Genomic DNA, 17,941 nt, shown 5'->3' on the forward strand with positions numbered 1-17,941 from the left:
ATGAGGAATGGCGCGGCCGCCGCCATGCCGCGAAACCGCGGATCGGCCTCGCGTCGATCGAACGACCGATTGTGATTGGGCCGTGTGACAGTCCGGTGACCCATGCAATGTTTCGAAGCAATCGTCGTGCCGCATGCAATATTTACCGCATGCCTACGGCGCCGCCGCCGGCTGCAGCGTGGCCGACACCGTCGCGATGCCGGGCTTGCCGTCGGCGCTCGCGTGGGCGGCGGCCACCCGCACGCGCTGCTCGCGGCGCGTGCGTTCGAGCCAGTCCATCCAGGCGCCGAACGGCACGCCCTTGATGTCGATCTGGATCGCGTTGCCGGCCACCATCAGCTGCGCACCGGCCAGGCCCGCCTGCGTGAGCGAGGCCGACAGCGCGTCGCGCAATGCGCCGCCGGTCGGCGCGCGCGCCGCGGTGGCCGCGCGCAGGCGGCGCGCCGTGTCGGCTTCGGCGCGCATCGCGGCCAGCTGCGTCTGCAATGCCGGCAGCCGCGCCGCCACGCGCGCGCGGCCGGTGTCGGCCGGCTCCCAGAGCGCCGAGTAGATGAAGGCGACGGCGGCCACCGAGCCGACCGCCAGCAGCAGCGTGCGCTCGCGCGGCGTGCGCGCCTCCCACCAGGTGCTTACGGCTTCGCGTGCCGCGCCGAACCGAGGGTCCATTTCGCGTTGTCCTCCTGGATGGACTGGCCCTGGGCCTGCAGGCGACGGCGCAGGCCGTCGGCGTCGAGCGTCGTGCCGGGCTTGAACGTCAGGTCGAGCGCGCCGTCGCGGTAGTCGAGCGTGGCGATCGCATCGGACGGCACCGGGCCGAGCGCGCGCGCGAGCGCGGCGGCCAGCACCGCGAAATCGTCGGCGCGCGGCTCGCCGGCCTCGGCACGCAGGCGCTCGACGCCGGCATGCAGCTGGGCCGGCGGATCGAGCACGGTGCTGGTGCCGGGCAAGGCGGTGCGCAGCAGGTCCGACATCTGCGCGGTCAGCGCGGCCTCGCGCGCGCGCAAGCGGTACCAGTCGACATTGACGGTGACCAGCGCGAGCACCAGCGCCGCCGCCGCGAAACCGATCGCGAACCGCCACGGCCGCAGGCCGGCCGCCGAGGCGCCGCCGCCGCGCGCGCCCGGCGCGAACTCGAACTGGCACAGATCGAACGGGCAGCCGAGCGCGCCGCGCGCGAGCGTCTCCCACGACATCGTGCGGGCCGCGAGCGGGAACGCGCTGGCGGACGGCGCGGCAACGGCGGTCATCGTACTCACGACGGTCTCGGTTTCCGCGTCGCTCACGGTCACCACGGCCGCGGCCGCCACGGCGGTGGCCGTGGTGGTGGCGGCGGTCGCGACCACGGCGGCGCCGGCCGGCTCGCCGACCGGCGTCACGGCCAGCGCGTGGACCGTGACGGGCTGGCGGCTCGCGAGGCTCGCGATCGAGCCGTCGAGCGCCGACGCATGCGTCTCGAAGCCGAAGCCCGAACGGCCCTGCTTCACCGCCACGTCGAGCCAGCCCGGGCCATCCGGGTCCTGCTCGCCGTCGTCGGCCGCGCCACGGTGCGGCACGCGCGAGACGATCAGCACGTCGGCCACCGGCGGAGGTGTTTCGGGCTGACGGTTAGTTGCATCATCGGACGAAGCCGCCGGGGGTGCCGAGCCGGCATCCAGGGCGGCCGGCGCCGTGTCGCTCAGGCTGGGCTCGCTGCGTGCCGCGTCATCGGCTGGTGCCGGCGCCAGTTCGGCCGCCGCACCCGGCGGCATGCAGTGGATCAGCGGCACCGCGCGCAGGCGTCGATGGCCGCCCGCCGCGAACGCGTCGAGCAGCGCGCCGAAGCGCTCGCGATCGACCACCGCGACCTGCCGCTGCGCCTCCCCGGCCAAGGCCGGGCCGACCGCCACGTGGCAGCGCTGCGGATCGTCGATCAGGTGTTCCTCGACCGCGTTCGGCAGGATGCGCCGCAGTTTCGCGCCGGTCACGGGCGGCAGCGTCACGTCGAGCAGCAGCGTGTCGCGCGCGGCCAGCACCAGCACCGTCGCGCCGGCCGCGGGCCAGGCGCCGGCGGCGGCCACGCCCGCGCGTTCGAGGCGCCCCTGGCGGTCGAAGCGCGCATAGGGCAAGGGCGCGTCGCGCCAGCTCGCGGCATCGAGGGCGTCGAGCGGCGGCAACAGGACGATCAGGCTCGACATCGAAGGCTTCCGAAATTTCGGTTATGCATGAACAGGATGGGCGGACGGCGCGTCATGGCCGCCGCACGATGAAATTGCCGATGCCGGTCGAGACGACCTCGAGCCGGGTCGATTCGGACGACAGCGTGATCGTGACCGGCGAGTCGATGCTCTCGTCGCCGATCACCACGCGCGAGAGCGACTTGCCGCCGTCGCTGTAGCGGATCGCCACGCCCGTCACCTCGGTGCCCCAGCGGCGCGGCCGGAACAGGTCGTCGCCGAGCGTGCGCCAGTCGCCGTTCTCGGTGCGCTGCATGAAGCGATAGCCGCCGTTCACCGGCTGCCAGGCGATCGGCAGCGAGCGCACCTGCGCCTCGTCGCCGGCCGACTCCAGCAAGCTCGCGAGCCGCTGCGCCTCCTCCGAGAGTTCGGTGCGGCGGTTGCGCGACGGCGCGAGCGTGACGGCCGCGATCAGCAGGCCCGCGATCAGCAGCACCACCAGCATCTCGATCAGCGTGAACGCCTGCTCGCGGCGCACGACGCGCAGCGGACGCGGGAAGCGACGGCGCGCGGGCAGCGGGCATTGGCGGCTGCGACCGGCCGGCGGCGGGGCGGCCGGGGCGCCGCCGGCCGGCGATGCCGTGATCGATGCCACGGCCGACTCTGCGATGGCCAGCGGCACGGCGACGATGCGCTTACTGCCAGGAGCCGATGTCGGCATCGTTGCCCTCCCCGCCCGCCTTGCCGTCCGCGCCGTAGCTGAACACGTCGATCGCGCCGTGCGTGCCCGGCGTCAGATATTGATAGGCGTTGCCCCACGGGTCGTTCGGCAGCCGCTCCAGATAGCCGCCGTCCTTCCAGTTGTTCGGCACCGGGTCCACGGTCGGCTGCTGCACCAGCGCGCCGAGCCCCTGCTCCTGGGTCGGATAGCGGCCGTTGTCGAGCCGGTAGAGGTTCAGCGACTGCATGATCGAGCCGATGTCCTGCTTGGCCGCCACGCGGCGCGCCTCGTCGGGGCGGCTCATGATCTTCGGGACGATCAGCGCGGCCAGAATGCCGAGGATCGCGATCACCACCATGATTTCGATCAGCGTGAAGCCGCGCTGTTGCCGTCTTGCCTTGCGGGTCGATCTCGTCATCATCAGTTCACTCTCGTGTCAAAGAATGGAGGTAGTTCAACTTCAATCGCAGCCGCGCCAGCGCTTGCCACGATCGCCATGAAAGCCGCCGAATTGCTTCGTCATGCTCAACAACCCGTCACGCTCGCCGCGCTCGGCCCCGCCGTCGCCACGCTGGCCGCCGCCGCGGCGTTCGCCGCGATCGCGCTGTGGTCCGCGCGCGTGCTGCGCGCGCCCGAGCCGCCGGCCCCCGCCGCGCCGGCCCAGCCCGCGCCGTTCGATACCGCGGCCGGCTCGCAGCTGTTCGGCTCGAAGGCCGGCGACGACGCGATGCGCGCGCTGCAGCTGCTCGGCATCCTGTCGTTCGACGGCAGCCACGGCGCCGCGATCGTCGGGATCGGCAGCGAGCCGCCGCGCGTGGTGCGCATCGGCGGCGCGCTCGGCCAGGCCGGCAAGCTCGCCGAGGTGCGCGCGCGCTCGATCGTGATCGACCGCGACGGCCTGCAACGCGAGATCACGCTGCCCGCCGCGACCAACCCGAACGCCTTCGTGCGCTGAGCACCGCGGTTCCTCTCGCCACTGCATCCCGAGCCGCCGAGCGGCTCGGCCCACCCGCCGCGCATCACTGCACCATGTTGTTCAGTTCGATGATCGGCATCATCACCGCCAGCACGATCACCAGCACCACGCCGCCCATCGCGAGGATCAGCAGCGGCTCCAGCAGGCTCGTCAGGAACATCGTCTTGCGTTCGAGTTCGCGCGATTCGCCTTCGGCCGCGCGGTCGAGCATGGTGGTCACGTCGCCGGTGGCCTCGCCCGAGCGGATCAGGTGGATCAGCACCGGCGGGAACGTCTTCACGTGGTTCAGCGCGCGCGACAGCGAACTGCCCTCGCGCACGCGCACGATCGCGTCGTCGATGTTGGCGCGCATCGCGCGGTTCGACAGCGTCTCGCCGGCCGCCTGCAGCGCGCGCAGGATCGGCACGCCGGCCGCGCTGAGGATGCCGAGCGTGCTGGCGAAGCGCACCGTGTTGTAGCCGCGCACGATCTTGCCCAGCAGCGGCGCGCCCAGCGACCACGCGTCGAACGCGAGCCGCGGCTTCGGCCGCGCCAGGATCTTGCCGATCAGGAACACCACCAACGCGATCGCGGCGAGCGAGGCCCACCACCAGTGCCGCACGAAGTTCGACAGCGCGAGCATCACGATCGTCAGCGTCGGCAGCTCCTGCTTGGTGCTGGTGAACACGTTCGCGACCTGCGGCACCACATAGCTGAGCAGGAACGTGACGATGCCGAACGCGATCATCGTGACGACCGCCGGATAGGTGAAGGCCAGCACGATCTTCTGCTTCAGCGCGTTGCTCTGCTCGATGTAGTCGGCCAGGCGCGACAGCACGATGCCGAGCTTGCCGGTGTGTTCGCCGGCCGCCACCAGCGCGCGATAGATCTCGGGGAAATCGGCCGGATGCTGCGTGAGCGCGTTCGCGAAGGTATGGCCGCCCACCACCTCGCCGCGGATCGACGCCATCAGCTCGCGCACGTATTCGCGCTCGGCCTGCTCGCTCAGCACCGACAGCGATTCGCTGAGCGGCAGCCCGGCCGTCAGCAGGCTCGCCAGCTGGCGCGTGAGGATCGCCTGTTCGCGCTGCGAGAGCTTGCGGCCCAGCGCGAGGCGCTGGCGGCGCTGGCCGTCGCGGCGCTGCGCCGCCGGCTCGACCACCAGCGGCGTGAGGCCCTGGCCGCGCAGCTGGCCGCGCCCGGCGCGCGCGCTGTCCGCTTCCAGCACGCCCTTGAGCGTGCGGCCCGACTGATCGATCGCTTCGTAACGGAATGCCGACATGTCAGTGTCCTCCGGTAACGCGCATCACTTCTTCCAGCGAGGTGGCGCCCTGCGCGAGCCAGCGCTCGGCGTCGTCGCGCAGCGTGAGCATGCCGTTCGCGCGGCCGGCGCTCAGGATTTCCGAATCGGGCGCGTTGTTGTGGATCTTCGTGCGGATCGTCTCGTCCACCACCAGCAGCTCGTACACGCCGCGCCGGCCCGTGTAGCCCGAGTGACCGCATTTCTCGCAGCCGACCGGGTGATAGACGGTGTGGCCGCCTTCCTCGCGCGGTGCCTTGCAGGCGGGGCACAGCTGGCGCACCAGCCGCTGCGCGAGCACGCCGAGCAGCGACGAGGCGAGCAGGTACGGCTCCACGCCCATGTCGGTCAGACGCGTGACGGCCGAGGAGGCGTCGTTGGTGTGCAGCGTGGCCAGCACCAGGTGGCCCGTCAGCGAGGCCTGCACGGCGATCTGCGCGGTCTCGAGGTCGCGGATTTCGCCGATCATGATCACGTCCGGATCCTGGCGCAGGATCGAGCGCAGCGCGCGCGCGAAGCTCATGCCGATCTTCTCGTTGACCTGGGTCTGGCCAATGCCGGACAGGTCGTATTCGATCGGATCCTCGACCGTCATGATGTTGGTCGTTGCCGTGTCGAGCCGTGACATCGAGGCATAGAGCGTGGTGGTCTTGCCCGAGCCGGTCGGCCCCGTGACCAGCACGATGCCGTGCGGGCGCGCGATCAGGCTGTCGAATTGCACCAGCGTCTCGCGACCCATGCCGAGCGCCTCGAGGTTCAGGCGCTTCGCGTCCTTTTCCAGCAGACGCAGCACGGCACGCTCGCCGTGCCCGGTCGGCAGCGTCGAGACGCGCACGTCCACCGGCCGGCCGCCGACGCGCAGCGTGATGCGGCCGTCCTGCGGCAGGCGTTTTTCGGCGATGTCGAGCTGCGCCATGATCTTGATCCGCGAGATCAACGCACCATGCAGCGCCTTGTTCGGGCGCACCACGTCACGCAGCGTGCCGTCCACGCGGAAGCGCACCACCGAGGCGTTCTCGAACGGCTCGATGTGAATGTCCGAGGCTTGCTCGCGCGCGGCCTGCGTCAGCAGCGCGTTGATCATGCGGATGATCGGCGCGTCGTCCTCCGATTCGAGCAGGTCCTCCACCTCGGGCAGGTCCTGCATCAGCCGCGACAGGTCCACCTCGCCCTCGACCTCGCCCACCACCTGCGCCGCGCCGCCTTCCTGGCGCGCATAGGCGGCATGGATCGCCTGCGAGAGCGCCTCGTCGGGCATATGGACGAGCGAGATCCGGCCCATCCGCCGCGCCACCTCCGCGATCGCGCTCGGCGGCGTGCGCGTGCCGACCCAGACCTCGACCGCGTCGGGATTCGGCTCGGCCGGATCGCCAACGATCAGGATCTGGCCGTCGCGCGCGAAGCCGTAGGGCAGCTTCGGCAGCGGCCGCGCCGGCGTCGCGCCGCGCGAGCCGGCGGCCGGCGCGGCTGGGGTCGCGAGCGTGTCGGGGGTCATGGGTTGGCCCTCGCCGGATCGGCGTTCGCGCCGGCCGGCGCCACCGGCATGGTCGGTGCCATCGCGGCCGGCGTCGGTTCGGTCACGTGCAGATCGCCCGGCATCGCGGGCGCGGCCGGCGGCGTGACCGCCGCGGCCGAACCGGCCGCGAGCGGCGCCGGCTTGCGGCGCGTCAGCGACTCGGTATCGAAGATGCCCTCGGCGGCCGGCACGCCCTGCGACGGCCCCGGCATCCGCTGCGGCAGCGCCGGCACGTCGAGGTCGCGCTCGATCCGGTTATCCGACTTCGAGCCGTCCATCTGGTGCTGCAGCGTGTCGTAGCGCTGGTTCGACACGCTCGCCGTGGTCTGGCCGTCGCGCAGGATCACCGGGCGCAGGAACACCATCACGTTGGTCTTCGTGCGGCTCTTGTTCTCGGCGCGGAACAGCGAGCCGATCAGCGGCAGGTCGCCGAGCCAGGGCACCTTGTTGTTGCCGTCCGCGTAGTTGTCCTGGATCAGGCCGCCGAGCACGACGATCTCGCCGTCGTCGCTGAGCACGGTCGACTGCACCGAGCGCTTGATGATCGTCACGCCGCCCGGGTTGTTGATCGAGGTGGAATCGACCGACGAATCCTCCGAATAGATCTGCAGCTTGATCACGCCGCCCTTGGTAATCTGCGGACGCACGTGCAGCACGATGCCCACGTCCTTGCGGTCGAACGTGTTGAACGCGCTCACGCCGGTGGTGGACACCGCCGCCGTCGAGTACGAGCCGGTCTGCACCGGCACGTTCGCGCCCACCACGATGCGCGCTTCCTCGTTGTCGAGCGTGATCAGGTTCGGCGACGACAGGATCGAGGCATTGCTGACCGAGGCGAGCGCCTGCACCAGCGCGCCCAGCCCGAAGAACTTGCCGAAGTTGTGCAGCAGGCCGATGTTCACGCCGTTGTTGAGCAGCGTGGTGGCCGTCGCGCTCGACAGCGACTGGCCCAGGTTCTGGCCGTTCGCCGTCAGGTCCACGATGCTCTGGCTCGTGCTGGTGCCGAAGTTCGTGCCGCCGTAGAGCGTGTTGTTGCCGTTGCCGGACTGGATCGCGCCCTGCCACTGCACGCCGAGGTTCGCCGCCGAGGTCGCGCTCAGTTCGACGATCATCGCTTCCAGATAGACCTGCTCGCGGCGCACGTCGAGCTGGTCGATCACGTTGCGCAGGTTGCGGTAGACCGGCTCCGGCGCCGTGATCACCAGCGAGTTGGTGGCCGGGTCCGCCTGGATCGCGCCGCTCGCCGCGTCCGAGTTGCCGCCGCCCGCGTTCGCGAGCAGGCCACCGTTGCGGCCCGACGAGGCGTCGCCGCTGCCGCCCGAGCCCGACGAGCCCGGCAGCGGCGGCAGGCCCGAGGTGCCGGTGGAAGACGAACTGCTCGACGAACTGCTGCCGAGGCCGCTCGAGCCGCTGCTGTTGCTGCCTATCCCACCTGCGCCGCCCGAGCCGCTGCCCGACAGTTCGCCGTCACCCTTCAGCGAGGACTTGTCCGAACTCGAACCGCTGTCGGTCGCGAGGCCCAGCATGCCGCGCAGCACGCGCGCCAGCTCCGTCGCGTTGGCGTTTTCCAGCCGCACCACGTGCATGTTGCCTGGCACGCGGGTGGGCGCGTCGAGCTGCGCGATCAGCGCCTTCGCGTCCGCGATGCGGCCCGCGTCGGTCGCGCGCAGCAGGATCGCGTTCAGGCGCGGGTTCGCGCTGACCGACACCTTCAGCGTCGCGTCCGTGCCGCCCGTCGAGCTCGGGTCCAGCATCTTCTGCACGATCGGCGCGAGATCGACCGCGCTTTCGTGTTCGAGCGGCACCACCGCCACGCGGCGTGCCGTGCCGCCGTCGATGCCGTTGATGATCTCCGCGATGCGGCGCACGTTGTCCGCGTAGTCCGTCACCACGATCGCGTTGTCGTTCGGATAGGCGCCCACCGCGTTGTTCGGGCTGATCAGCGGCTTGATCACCGGCAGCAGCGCCGTGGCCGATTCGTTGCGCAGCCGGAACACCTGCGTGATCACGTGGTCCCCGCTCGCGCTCGGCGTGTTGCCCACGTAGGTCGGGCCGCCCTGCAGCTTCGCGTCCACTTCCGGCACCACCTTCAGCACGCCGTGGTCACGCACCATCGCGAAGCCCTGCATGCGCAGCGAGGCCTCGAGGCTCTTGAGCGCGCGCTCCTTGCTGACCGGATTGTCCGAGACCAGATTGATCTGCCCTTTCACGCGCGGGTCGACGATGATCGTCGTATCAGTGGCCGCGCCGATCGCCTTCGCGACCTGGCTGACATCGACGTTGTTGAAGTTCAGCAGCACCTGCGCATGCGCGAGCGAGGCGACGGCAAGGCCGATCGCGAGGGTGGCACAACGGACGGAAAGACGGACGGTTCGGGAGCGTGTGCGTGTCATCTGGGATTCGTTGCCGGACGGAACGCGGGCGGCCGCGAACCCGCGCGTCGCGCACCCGGGCCCTACCTGCCGCAACACACCCCGCAAGCCGTGTCGATATCTGTTGGTCGGGACCGCCAGCGATGGCTCGCCAGCGGAATCGCCGGGCAAGACTAAGCAGCGAACCGGCGCAAATTTGTGACGAATGTTGGGCTACCTTTTGGCGCGTCATCTTCAATCCGGAGGCAATCGCCCATGACATCGATATTGGCCTTCATCAAGTAAAAAACGAATGACACGGCGAATAAATATATCGATATTACCGATTCATTTTTTTATGGAACATGATTTACGCTACGGCGTAGTGAATGACAATTGAAGAGGTGAATGCGGGGCGAGTTAAGAGCGTCGAAAATGCTGCGCAACTTCTGCCATACGATTGACTTGTCGATCGGGTAGAAACGCGCGAAGCCTTGCTGGTATTGGGTTCTACGGTGCCCTGCATGGCGCGGCCGGCGGCGGCGCGGCGCCTGGGCGAGAGGCTCTTCTTGTTTTCGTCACACTGGCTAAACATGAATCGCACCCGATTCCGGAATTGAAACACCGGACAAAAATGTTACGTACCTTCTGCTATTAAAAATTCACACTCGTTTTCCGAATTTCACACTACAGTTCTCTCGCGGCACCAACGTCTGGCCGCAAGCAACAGCGAGCAGTATCCATTTATCTTCGTCAGGGGAATTCGAATGAAGTCCAGCAAGCGCAAGATCTGTCAAGTTCTGGCCCTCGTCGTTACGGGTCTCGGTGCAACGGCTGCCATGGCTGCCGGTCCGGTCATCCAAGGTGGCGGCTCGTCGCTCGTCAATCCGACGATCCAAGCCGAAATCGCCAACTTCAGCACGTCGGTCGGCGCGTTCACGTACTTCTCGGTCGGTTCGGGCGCAGGTCAAAACGCATTCCTGAATAACCAGCCGACGTTCTTCGGCGCTGGCGTGACGGGCACGGTTGACTTCGCGAACAGCGATGCCGCCCTGTCGGCCGCGCAAGTCTCGGGCTACACGCTCGCCGGTACGAGCGGCCCGCTGATCCAGATCCCGTACATCGTCACGGCCATCGCGATCCCGATCGTCAACAACGGTCAAACGATCACCAGCACGGCGACCCCGCAAACGACGCCGGGCCAGTCGCACAGCATCGCGCTGAACGACAACGACCTGTGCGGCATCTTCTCGGGCAAGCTCACGAACTGGAACCAAGTGACGAACCCGGAAACGAACACGCTCTATCCGAACAGCGCCCCGATCACGGTGGTGTACCGTTCGGACAACAGCGGCACGACGGAACTGCTGACCCGCCACCTGTCGCAGGTTTGCACGACCGGCGCGAGCGGCAACTCGAACGTGTCGTTCGTCGATTCGCAAGCGTTCCTGGATTCGTTCGGCGGTACGGCTCCGACGACCGGCACCTTCGTTTCCGCGAGCGGCAGCGGTGGTGTTCGCGCCGTCCTGACGACCACCAGCAGCGCAGCGGTTGCCTACCTGAGCCCGGACTACACGAACACGACCCTGGCTCCGTCGAGCTCGGTGACGACGCCGGCCGGCGCTGCTCAACTGCAAGTCGCCAGCCTGCTGAATGCGCGTAACGGCACGTACTACGCGCCGGACTACACGAGCGCGACGGCTGCACTGGGTTCGGTCACGCCGCCGAGCACGAAGCCGGATGCCTCCACGCAAACGAGCTGGGTCCCGGCCGCCGGCAACCCGGCTGCTGGCTACCCGGTCTCGGGCACGAGCCAGATCATCGTCAGCCAGTGCTACCAGGATCCGAACGTCACGCAAGCCGTGGCGATCTTCCTGAACACGCACTACACGAACTCGGGCAACGCCACGATCATCCATGGCAATGGCTTTGACACCGTGCCGGCTTCGTACCTGACCGCGATCCAGAACGACTTCCTGGGCAACAACAGCGGCTGGAACCTGAACATCGGCAACGGCAGCGTCTGCACGGGCTCGGTCGTTGGTCGTTAAGACCGTCGCAACCCGTCGTCGATATCTGACGCCGTAATATGAACTGCGCCTCGGGGTAACCCGAGGCGCAGTTTTTTTGGCGCCTGCCAATGATCCCGGCAACCGGCCCGATGCGCCGATTCGCGCGCCCCGCCGCCCTCTTGCCAGCTCACCCGCCTCGGGATATCCCACGAGTACGTTACCGGCAGCCGCCTTTCAATCTTGATTCGGGAATCTCACATGAAATTCTGCAAACGCAAGATATGCCAGGCTCTGTCTCTCGTCGCAGCAGGCCTGAGTACAACGACCGCGATGGCGGCCGCTCCGATCATCCAGGGCGGCGGCGCGTCGCTTGTTACTCCACTGATCGATGCGGAAATCGCCCAGTTCAGCACGAGTCTTGGATCCATCACGTATTTCTCGGTCGGTTCCTCGGCCGGCGAGAGCGCCTTCCTTCTCAACCAGCCGACCTTCTTCGGCGTGACCGTGACGGGTACTGTCGATTTCGCCAACAGCGACGCCGCCCTGCTGGCATCGCAAATCTCCTACTACAACGCGCTTGCCGGGACGACGAACGGCCCGCTGATCCAGATCCCCTATCTCGTGACGGCGATCACGATCCCTGTCGTCAACGCACCGTTCGTGACGAGCACGACGACACCGCAAACCGCACCGAACCAGGCGCACAGCATCGCGCTGAACGACAACGACCTGTGCGGTATCTTCTCGGGCAAGCTCACGAACTGGAATCAGGTCGTCAACCCGGAAATTGGAACGACCTACCCCGCGAATGCGCCGATCACGGTCATCTATCGTGTGGACGGTGCCGGCACGACGGAACTGCTGATGCGTCACCTGGCGCAGGTTTGCACGACCGGTGCGGGCGGTAACTCGAACGTCTCGTTCATCGATTCAACGACGTTCCTCGATTCATTCCCGTCCGGACCGCCCTCGAATTTCGTCAGCGCCTACCTCGAAAAAGGCGTTCGCACCCAATTGACGAGCGCGGCCGGCGCAGCTGTCGCCTACCTGGGTCCGGCTTACACGAACACGTACATCGCCCCTACGAGTTCCGTCGTGACATCTGGCGGCGCGGCTCAATTGCCTCTGGCCAGCCTCCTGAACGCGCATGATGGCGTCTATTACGCGCCGGCCTACGCCAATGCGACGAGGGCGGTAGGCCCCATCCTGCCGCCAGGCACGCGCGCACAGGCGGCCAATCCGCTGAACTGGGTACCGAACACCGGCAACCCGACGTCGGGTTATCCGGTCTCCGGCACCAGTCAAATCATCGTTAGCCAGTGCTACCAGAATCCGGCGGTCACCCAGGCTCTCGAGGTTTTCCTCAATGCTCATTACTCGAGCGCCGCGTTTGCGGCGCTGGTTCACGGGAACGGCTTCGATACCGTGCCCGCGGCCTATCTATCCGCGATCCAGTCGATGTTCTTGAACAACTCACTCAATTTCAATCTGAATCTCGGCAACAGCACCGTGTGTTCGGGAACCGTGATCGGCCGATGACGTAAGCGCGAGCAGCATCCACGCCGCGCCGCCCAATCCTCCGCGCCCGGGACATCGCCGGGCGCGGCGCTCTTCGTCGGTTCGCGAAATCAACCGGCCCTGCGAACAATTTCCCCGATCAATAAACTCCGAACTGCGAAGCAAGCAGCACACATTGAAGGCATCTTCACGACACCGGATCCTGAAATCAGGATTTCGCATAATCCACCGCAAAAGCAAATCACCCGCACCAACGAGATCCCGATCACCCTGCTTATTTGACTGACAAGCAATTTTTCAGGACTCGTGCATCGCGCAAGGCATGTTCGCATTATCCGTCGCCCGGTACGCACCCGCCCTCCCGCCACGATTACTCTCGGTAACAGCATCGATACCGCTCCTCCCGCCATCCGGCATCAATCCTTCCTGCACACCACTGCCATTGGAAAACCAATCGTGGATGGGAAAAATCCCTCGCCACGCACATCTTCATTGCTTTCACAAAGAACCAACATATCAATTATTATAAAATTAAGTCGAGCTTCATTTATCTATAAAAACAATCAATATCCACCCCCCCTAATTAACCACTACATTTCCTCTTGCAACGACAGTTGCATTCATCGCCTCATCAAGCACTTTCCGATATCAGATTTAATTGGGGGATATACACATGAAAATCGAAAAACGCCGCATCGCACTGGCGCTTGCCTTCGTCACGTCAAACTTTGGCGCCATCGCCGCCATGGCTGCCGGCCCAGTCATTCAAGGCGGTGGCTCGTCGCTCGTCGCGCCGGCAATCTGGGCCGAAATCGCCAACTTCGGCACGTCGGTCGGCGCGTTCACGTACTACTCGGCCGATTCGGCCGCCGGTCAAAACGCCTTCCTGAACAACCTGCCGGCGCTCCTCGCCCCTGGCCTGGGCGGTACGGTCGACTTCGCGAACAGCGATGCCGCCCTGCCGTCCGGGGCGTCCTCTACGAGCGGCCCGCTGATCCAGATCCCGTACATCGTCACCGCCATCACGATCCCGGTCGTCAACAACGGCCAGACGATCACCAGCACCGCGACCCCGCAAACCACGCCGGGTCAGTTGCACAGCATCGCGCTGAACGACAGCGACCTGTGCGGCATCTTCTCGGGCAAGCTCACGAACTGGAACCAGGTCACGAATCCGGAAACGGGCACGCTCTACCCGACCAGCCGACCGATCACGGTGGTGTACCGCACGGACGGCAGCGGCACAAACGAACTGCTGACCCGCCACCTGTCGCAGGTCTGCACGACTGGCACGGGCGGTAACTCGAACGTGGCGTTCGTCGATTCGATGACGTTCATCGATTCGTTCCCAGGCATGGCCGTGCCGTCGAACTTCCTCGGCGCGGGCAGCAGCAGCGGTGTGCGTGCCGCGATCACGAACGCCAGCAGCGCGACGGTTGCCTACCTGAGCCCGGCGTACACGAACACGTTCCTGGCTCCGACCAGTTCGGTCACGACGTCAGCCGGTGCCGCCCAACTGCAGGTGGCCAGCCTGCTGAACGCAAACGACGGCCGGTACTACGCACCGGCCTACCCGAACGCGACCACGGCGCTCGGCACGATCACGCCGCCGACCACGAGGCCGCGAGCCGCTACGCCGGCGAACTGGGTTCCGGCTGCTGGCAACCCGACGACCGGCTACCCGGTCTCAGGCACGAGCCAGATCATCGTCAGCCAGTGCTACCTAGACCCGAATGTCGCAGTTGCAATGGTGGTCTTCCTCGCCTCGCACTACACGAACTCGAGCTACGCCGCGATCGTTCATGGCAACGGCTTCGACACGGTGCCGGCGGCCTACTTGACCCAAATCGAGAACGACTTCCTGTCGAACGCCAGCGGCTTCAATCTGGACATCAACAACAGCAGCGTCTGCGTGGGTATTGGTCGCTAAGGCCGGCGAAAGCAGCCGTCGATTCCGATGCGGGAGTGCGCACCGCGCCCCGGGGCAACCCGGGGCGCGATTTTTGTTTTTGATATCCTTCAGACTACCGCTCGCCCCGGTTGTCCGCCCAGGACATCGGCGCATCGCCCGCCACCGCACCGATCACCATTCATCCACGGTAACGGTTTCGATACGGTGTCGTTGGTCTATCAACGCGAATCACGGACGTGGCAAATGCAGCCCTTGCCTGCGGACGGCATTGAACTGGCATCAACACCCCTGATCAATCGTCCCTATCCGAGGTCGGTCTGACAATAACAAAATGACATTCAACGCCATGAAAATAACCTATTCATCAGTTAAAAACTAGCTGGTGTCACACGAAAAGCATCGTCCGCCCTCCGCGCAACCCGTCTCATTTCAACTTCAGTAAGGATTCACATGCAGTCCAGCAAACGCAAGATCTGCCTGGCATTGGCCGCTGTCGTCGCGAGCCTGGGCACGACTGCCGCCATCGCCGCCGGCCCGACCGTTCAAATCGGCGGCTCGACACTCGTCGCACCGCTGCTCAATAACGAAATCGCCAACTTCAGCACGGATCTCGGCGCGTTCACGTACTTCTCGGTCGGCTCGGGCGCCGGTCAAAACGCCTTCCTGAACAACCAGCCGACGTTCTTCGGCGCCGGCGTGACGGGTACGGTCGACTTCGCGATCAGCGATGCCGCCCTGCTGTCTTCGCAAATCTCGGGCTACACGCTCGCCGGTTCGAGCGGCCCGCTGATCGAGATCCCGTACATCGTGACGGCCATCGCGATCCCGGTCGTCAACAACGGCCAGACGATCATCAGCACGACCACCCCGCAAACGACGCCGGGTCAGGCGCACAGCGTCTCGCTGAACGACAACGACCTGTGCGGCGTGTTCTCGGGCAAGCTGACGAACTGGAACCAGGTCACGAATCCGGAAACGGGCTCGCTGTACTCGACCAGCGCGCGGATCACCGTGCTGTACCGCTCGGACAGCAGCGGCACGACCGAACTGCTGACCCGCCACCTGTCGCAAGTCTGCTCGACCAGCAGCAACTCGAACGTGGCGTTCGTCGACTCGATGACGTTCACCGATTCGTTCCACGGTGCGTCCCTGCCGTCGAACTTCGTCGGCACGAGCAGCGACAACGGTGTGCGTACCGCGATCACGAATGCCAGCGGCGCGACGGTTGCCTACCTGAGCCCGGCGTACACGAACACGTTCCTGGCACCGTCCAGCATCGTCACGACGTCAGCCGGTGCCGCCCAATTGCAGGTGGCCAGCCTCCTGAACGCGAACGACGGCCAGTTCTACGCACCGACCTACACGAACGCGACGACGGCCCTCGGGGGGGTTGTCGCGCCGGCAGGTCAGCAAGCCTCCAACCCGCTGAACTGGGTCCCGGCTTCCGGCACCCCGACGGCGGGCTATCCGGTTTCAGGCACGAGCCAGGTCATCGTCAGCCAGTGCTACAAGGATCCGAATGTCACGCTGGCCATAGCGGTGTTCCTGGCCACGCATTACACGAACTCGGGATTTGTACAGTTCATTCACGGTAACGGCTTCGATATGGTTCCCGCGTCGTACCGGAGCGCGATCATGGATAACTTCATCGGCTCGGGCAACCAGTTCCAACTGAACATCGGCAACAGCAACGTCTGCTCGGGTTCTGTCGTGGGTCGCTGAACCGGCGAAAATCATCCTCGGCGCCTGACGCCGCGGCACGAATCACGCCCCGGATATCTCGAGGGCTCACTGTCGTGCTTTTTTGCGCCCGGGAACCATCCCGGGCGCATTGTTTTTATCGACGCCGCCAGGTGGCGCGGAGTCGATTCATGAGCCATCTCACGCTCGCTCTATCGAGCGCATCCATTCCAACAGCCGCCCATCTCATTGCTCCCGATTTGCTCAAAAATTTGGGTGACCGACGTGCTTTGGGAATATGTCGCATGCAAGTTATCTTCATGTTGCTCATCGCCGTCTTGTCGACCAACCTTCCTCGATTTAATCCGATCCGATTGAAATCAAAAAAACTGGCGCACCATAAAAACAACATACTCACCAGTTAAAAATATACGAGCCTCGTCTCACGGGAAATATCAAATCCCGCCTCATTTCAAAAACCTCACTTTTTTTGTCAGGAAAGATTCACATGAAATCCAGCAAACGCAAGGTCTGCCTGGCATTGGCCGCTGTCGCGGCGAGCCTGGGCGCAACGGCTGCCATGGCAACTGGCCCGGTCCTCCAAATCGGCGGCTCGTCGCTCATCGCGCCGGCAATCCAAGCCGAAATCGCCAACTTCAGCACGGACTTCGGCGTGTTCACGTACTTCCCGGTTGGTTCGGGCGCAGGTCAAAACGCCTTCCTGAACAACCAGCCGGCGTTCTTCGGCTCTGGTGTGACGGGCGCGGTCGACTTCGTGAACAGTGATGCTGCCCTGCTGTCTTCGCAAATCTCGGGCTATACGCTCGCCGGTTCGAGCGGCCCGCTGATCCAGATCCCGTACGTCGTGACGGCCATTACGATCCCGATCGCCAGAAACGTCCAACCGATCACCAGCACGACGACGCCGCAAACGACGCCAGGCCAGGCGCACAGCATCGCGCTGAACGACAGCGACCTGTGTGGCATCTTCTCGGGCAAGCTGACGAACTGGAACCAGGTCACGAATCCGGAAACGGGCTCGCAGTATCCGTACACCGCACCGATCACCGTCGTGTATCGCATGGACGGCAGTGGCACGACGGAATTGCTGACACGACACCTGTCGCAAGTTTGCACGATCGGCACGGCCGGCAATTCGAACGTGCGGTTCGTCGATTCACTGATGTTCACCGATTCGTTCCATGGCGCGCCGCTGCCCTCGAATTTCGTCGGCGCGAACGGAGACAATGGCGTGCATACCGCGATCACGAGCGCCAGCGGCGCGACGGTCGCCTACCTGAGCCCGGCCTACACGAACACGTTCCTGGCTCCGTCCAGCTACGTCACGACGTCGACGGGCGCGGCCCAACTGCAAGTGGCCAGCCTCGTGAATTCGCTAGACGGCCGGTTCTATGCACCGACCTACACGAACGCAACGATGGCCCTCGGCACGGTCGACGCACCGACAGGCCCGGCGGCACGCAATCAACTGAACTGGGTCCCGGCTTCCGGCAACCCGCCGGAGGGCTATCCGATTTCAGGCACGAGCCAGGTCATCCTCAGCCAGTGCTACAAAGACCCGAATGTCGCCCTTGCCGTGGCGATCTTCCTCGCCTCGCACTACACGAACCCGGGTTACGCCTCGGTCATTCATGGCAACGGCTTCGACACGGTGCCGGCGGCCTATGTGGCCGAAATCCAGAACGACTTCCTGTCCGCCAACAACAACTTCAACCTGGACATCAACAACAGCAACGTCTGCACGGGTTCGGTGGTCGGGCGCTGACGTTCCGGCGCGTTGTCCCGCCTGAACCCGCAACTGC

The 17,941-nt window shown here is 65.7% G+C and carries 14 protein-coding genes; 7 read left to right on the forward strand and 7 right to left on the reverse strand.

Annotated elements, in window-relative coordinates; genetic code table 11:
• Nucleotides 1-153 precede the first annotated feature (153 nt).
• From gspM to gspG, 4 genes are all read right to left on the reverse strand, one after another.
• Nucleotides 154-666 (reverse strand): type II secretion system protein GspM, encoded by a 513-nt coding sequence (gene gspM / locus BpN12_RS09275; protein ID WP_246792170.1) that lies wholly within the window; start codon nucleotides 664-666, stop codon nucleotides 154-156.
• Nucleotides 630-2,174 carry a type II secretion system protein GspL gene (gene gspL / locus BpN12_RS09280; protein ID WP_246792171.1) on the reverse strand — a complete coding sequence of 515 codons (1,545 nt, stop codon included), beginning with the start codon at nucleotides 2,172-2,174 and terminating at the stop codon, nucleotides 630-632. Before gspL ends, gspM begins: the two co-directional genes overlap by 37 nt.
• A 52-nt stretch (nucleotides 2,175-2,226) precedes the next feature.
• A complete protein-coding gene (locus BpN12_RS09285; RefSeq protein ID WP_246794674.1) occupies nucleotides 2,227-2,658 on the reverse strand; it encodes a GspH/FimT family pseudopilin in 432 nt (143 codons plus the stop codon).
• Nucleotides 2,659-2,848: 190 nt separating this feature from the next.
• Nucleotides 2,849-3,295 (reverse strand): type II secretion system major pseudopilin GspG, encoded by a 447-nt coding sequence (gene gspG, locus BpN12_RS09290; RefSeq protein WP_246792172.1) that lies wholly within the window; start codon nucleotides 3,293-3,295, stop codon nucleotides 2,849-2,851.
• A 75-nt stretch (nucleotides 3,296-3,370) separates the two neighbouring features.
• On the opposite strand from gspG, the gene BpN12_RS09295 reads away from it, so the two are divergent.
• The gene (locus BpN12_RS09295) at nucleotides 3,371-3,829 is read left to right on the forward strand and encodes a general secretion pathway protein GspC (protein WP_246792174.1); all 459 of its coding nucleotides are present in this window, start codon (nucleotides 3,371-3,373) and stop codon (nucleotides 3,827-3,829) included.
• Between the two features lie 64 nt (nucleotides 3,830-3,893).
• Here BpN12_RS09295 and gspF read toward each other — a convergent pair whose 3' ends face one another.
• Genes gspF through gspD form a run of 3 tightly spaced genes read right to left on the reverse strand, consistent with a single transcriptional unit; the run spans nucleotide 3,894 to nucleotide 9,038 of the window.
• Nucleotides 3,894-5,111, reverse strand: a complete 1,218-nt coding sequence (gene gspF, locus BpN12_RS09300) for a type II secretion system inner membrane protein GspF (RefSeq protein ID WP_246792176.1) — start codon at nucleotides 5,109-5,111, stop codon at nucleotides 3,894-3,896.
• Between the two features lies 1 nt (nucleotide 5,112).
• The gene (gene gspE / locus BpN12_RS09305; RefSeq protein WP_246792178.1) at nucleotides 5,113-6,624 is read right to left on the reverse strand and encodes a type II secretion system ATPase GspE; all 1,512 of its coding nucleotides are present in this window, start codon (nucleotides 6,622-6,624) and stop codon (nucleotides 5,113-5,115) included.
• Nucleotides 6,621-9,038: a type II secretion system secretin GspD gene (gspD, locus tag BpN12_RS09310; RefSeq protein WP_246792181.1), complete on the reverse strand. Its 2,418-nt coding sequence runs from the start codon at nucleotides 9,036-9,038 to the stop codon at nucleotides 6,621-6,623. The genes gspE and gspD overlap by 4 nt, the downstream gene beginning before the upstream one ends.
• A 725-nt stretch (nucleotides 9,039-9,763) precedes the next feature.
• Here gspD and BpN12_RS09315 point away from each other — a divergent pair.
• The 6 genes from BpN12_RS09315 (at nucleotide 9,764) to BpN12_RS09340 (ending at nucleotide 17,904) form a co-directional block, all read left to right on the forward strand.
• Nucleotides 9,764-11,047 (forward strand): substrate-binding domain-containing protein, encoded by a 1,284-nt coding sequence (locus tag BpN12_RS09315; protein WP_246792183.1) that lies wholly within the window; start codon nucleotides 9,764-9,766, stop codon nucleotides 11,045-11,047.
• A gap of 219 nt (nucleotides 11,048-11,266) precedes the next feature.
• Nucleotides 11,267-12,547 (forward strand): substrate-binding domain-containing protein, encoded by a 1,281-nt coding sequence (locus tag BpN12_RS09320; RefSeq protein ID WP_246792185.1) that lies wholly within the window; start codon nucleotides 11,267-11,269, stop codon nucleotides 12,545-12,547.
• Nucleotides 12,548-13,199: 652 nt separating this feature from the next.
• On the forward strand, nucleotides 13,200-14,456 hold the full coding sequence (locus BpN12_RS09325; RefSeq protein ID WP_246792187.1) for a substrate-binding domain-containing protein: 1,257 nt from the start codon (nucleotides 13,200-13,202) through the stop codon (nucleotides 14,454-14,456).
• A 432-nt stretch (nucleotides 14,457-14,888) separates the two neighbouring features.
• Complete coding sequence (locus BpN12_RS09330; RefSeq protein WP_246792188.1) at nucleotides 14,889-16,160, forward strand: PstS family phosphate ABC transporter substrate-binding protein; 1,272 nt, start codon at nucleotides 14,889-14,891, stop codon at nucleotides 16,158-16,160.
• A 149-nt stretch (nucleotides 16,161-16,309) separates the two neighbouring features.
• Nucleotides 16,310-16,543 carry a hypothetical protein gene (locus BpN12_RS09335; RefSeq protein WP_246792189.1) on the forward strand — a complete coding sequence of 78 codons (234 nt, stop codon included), beginning with the start codon at nucleotides 16,310-16,312 and terminating at the stop codon, nucleotides 16,541-16,543.
• 83 nt (nucleotides 16,544-16,626) lie between these two features.
• On the forward strand, nucleotides 16,627-17,904 hold the full coding sequence (locus BpN12_RS09340) for a substrate-binding domain-containing protein (protein WP_246792190.1): 1,278 nt from the start codon (nucleotides 16,627-16,629) through the stop codon (nucleotides 17,902-17,904).
• Nucleotides 17,905-17,941: the final 37 nt, after the last annotated feature.

Origin of the sequence: Burkholderia perseverans (assembly GCF_022870505.1) — a bacterium.
Taxonomy (GTDB): Bacteria; Pseudomonadota; Gammaproteobacteria; order Burkholderiales; family Burkholderiaceae; genus Burkholderia; species Burkholderia plantarii.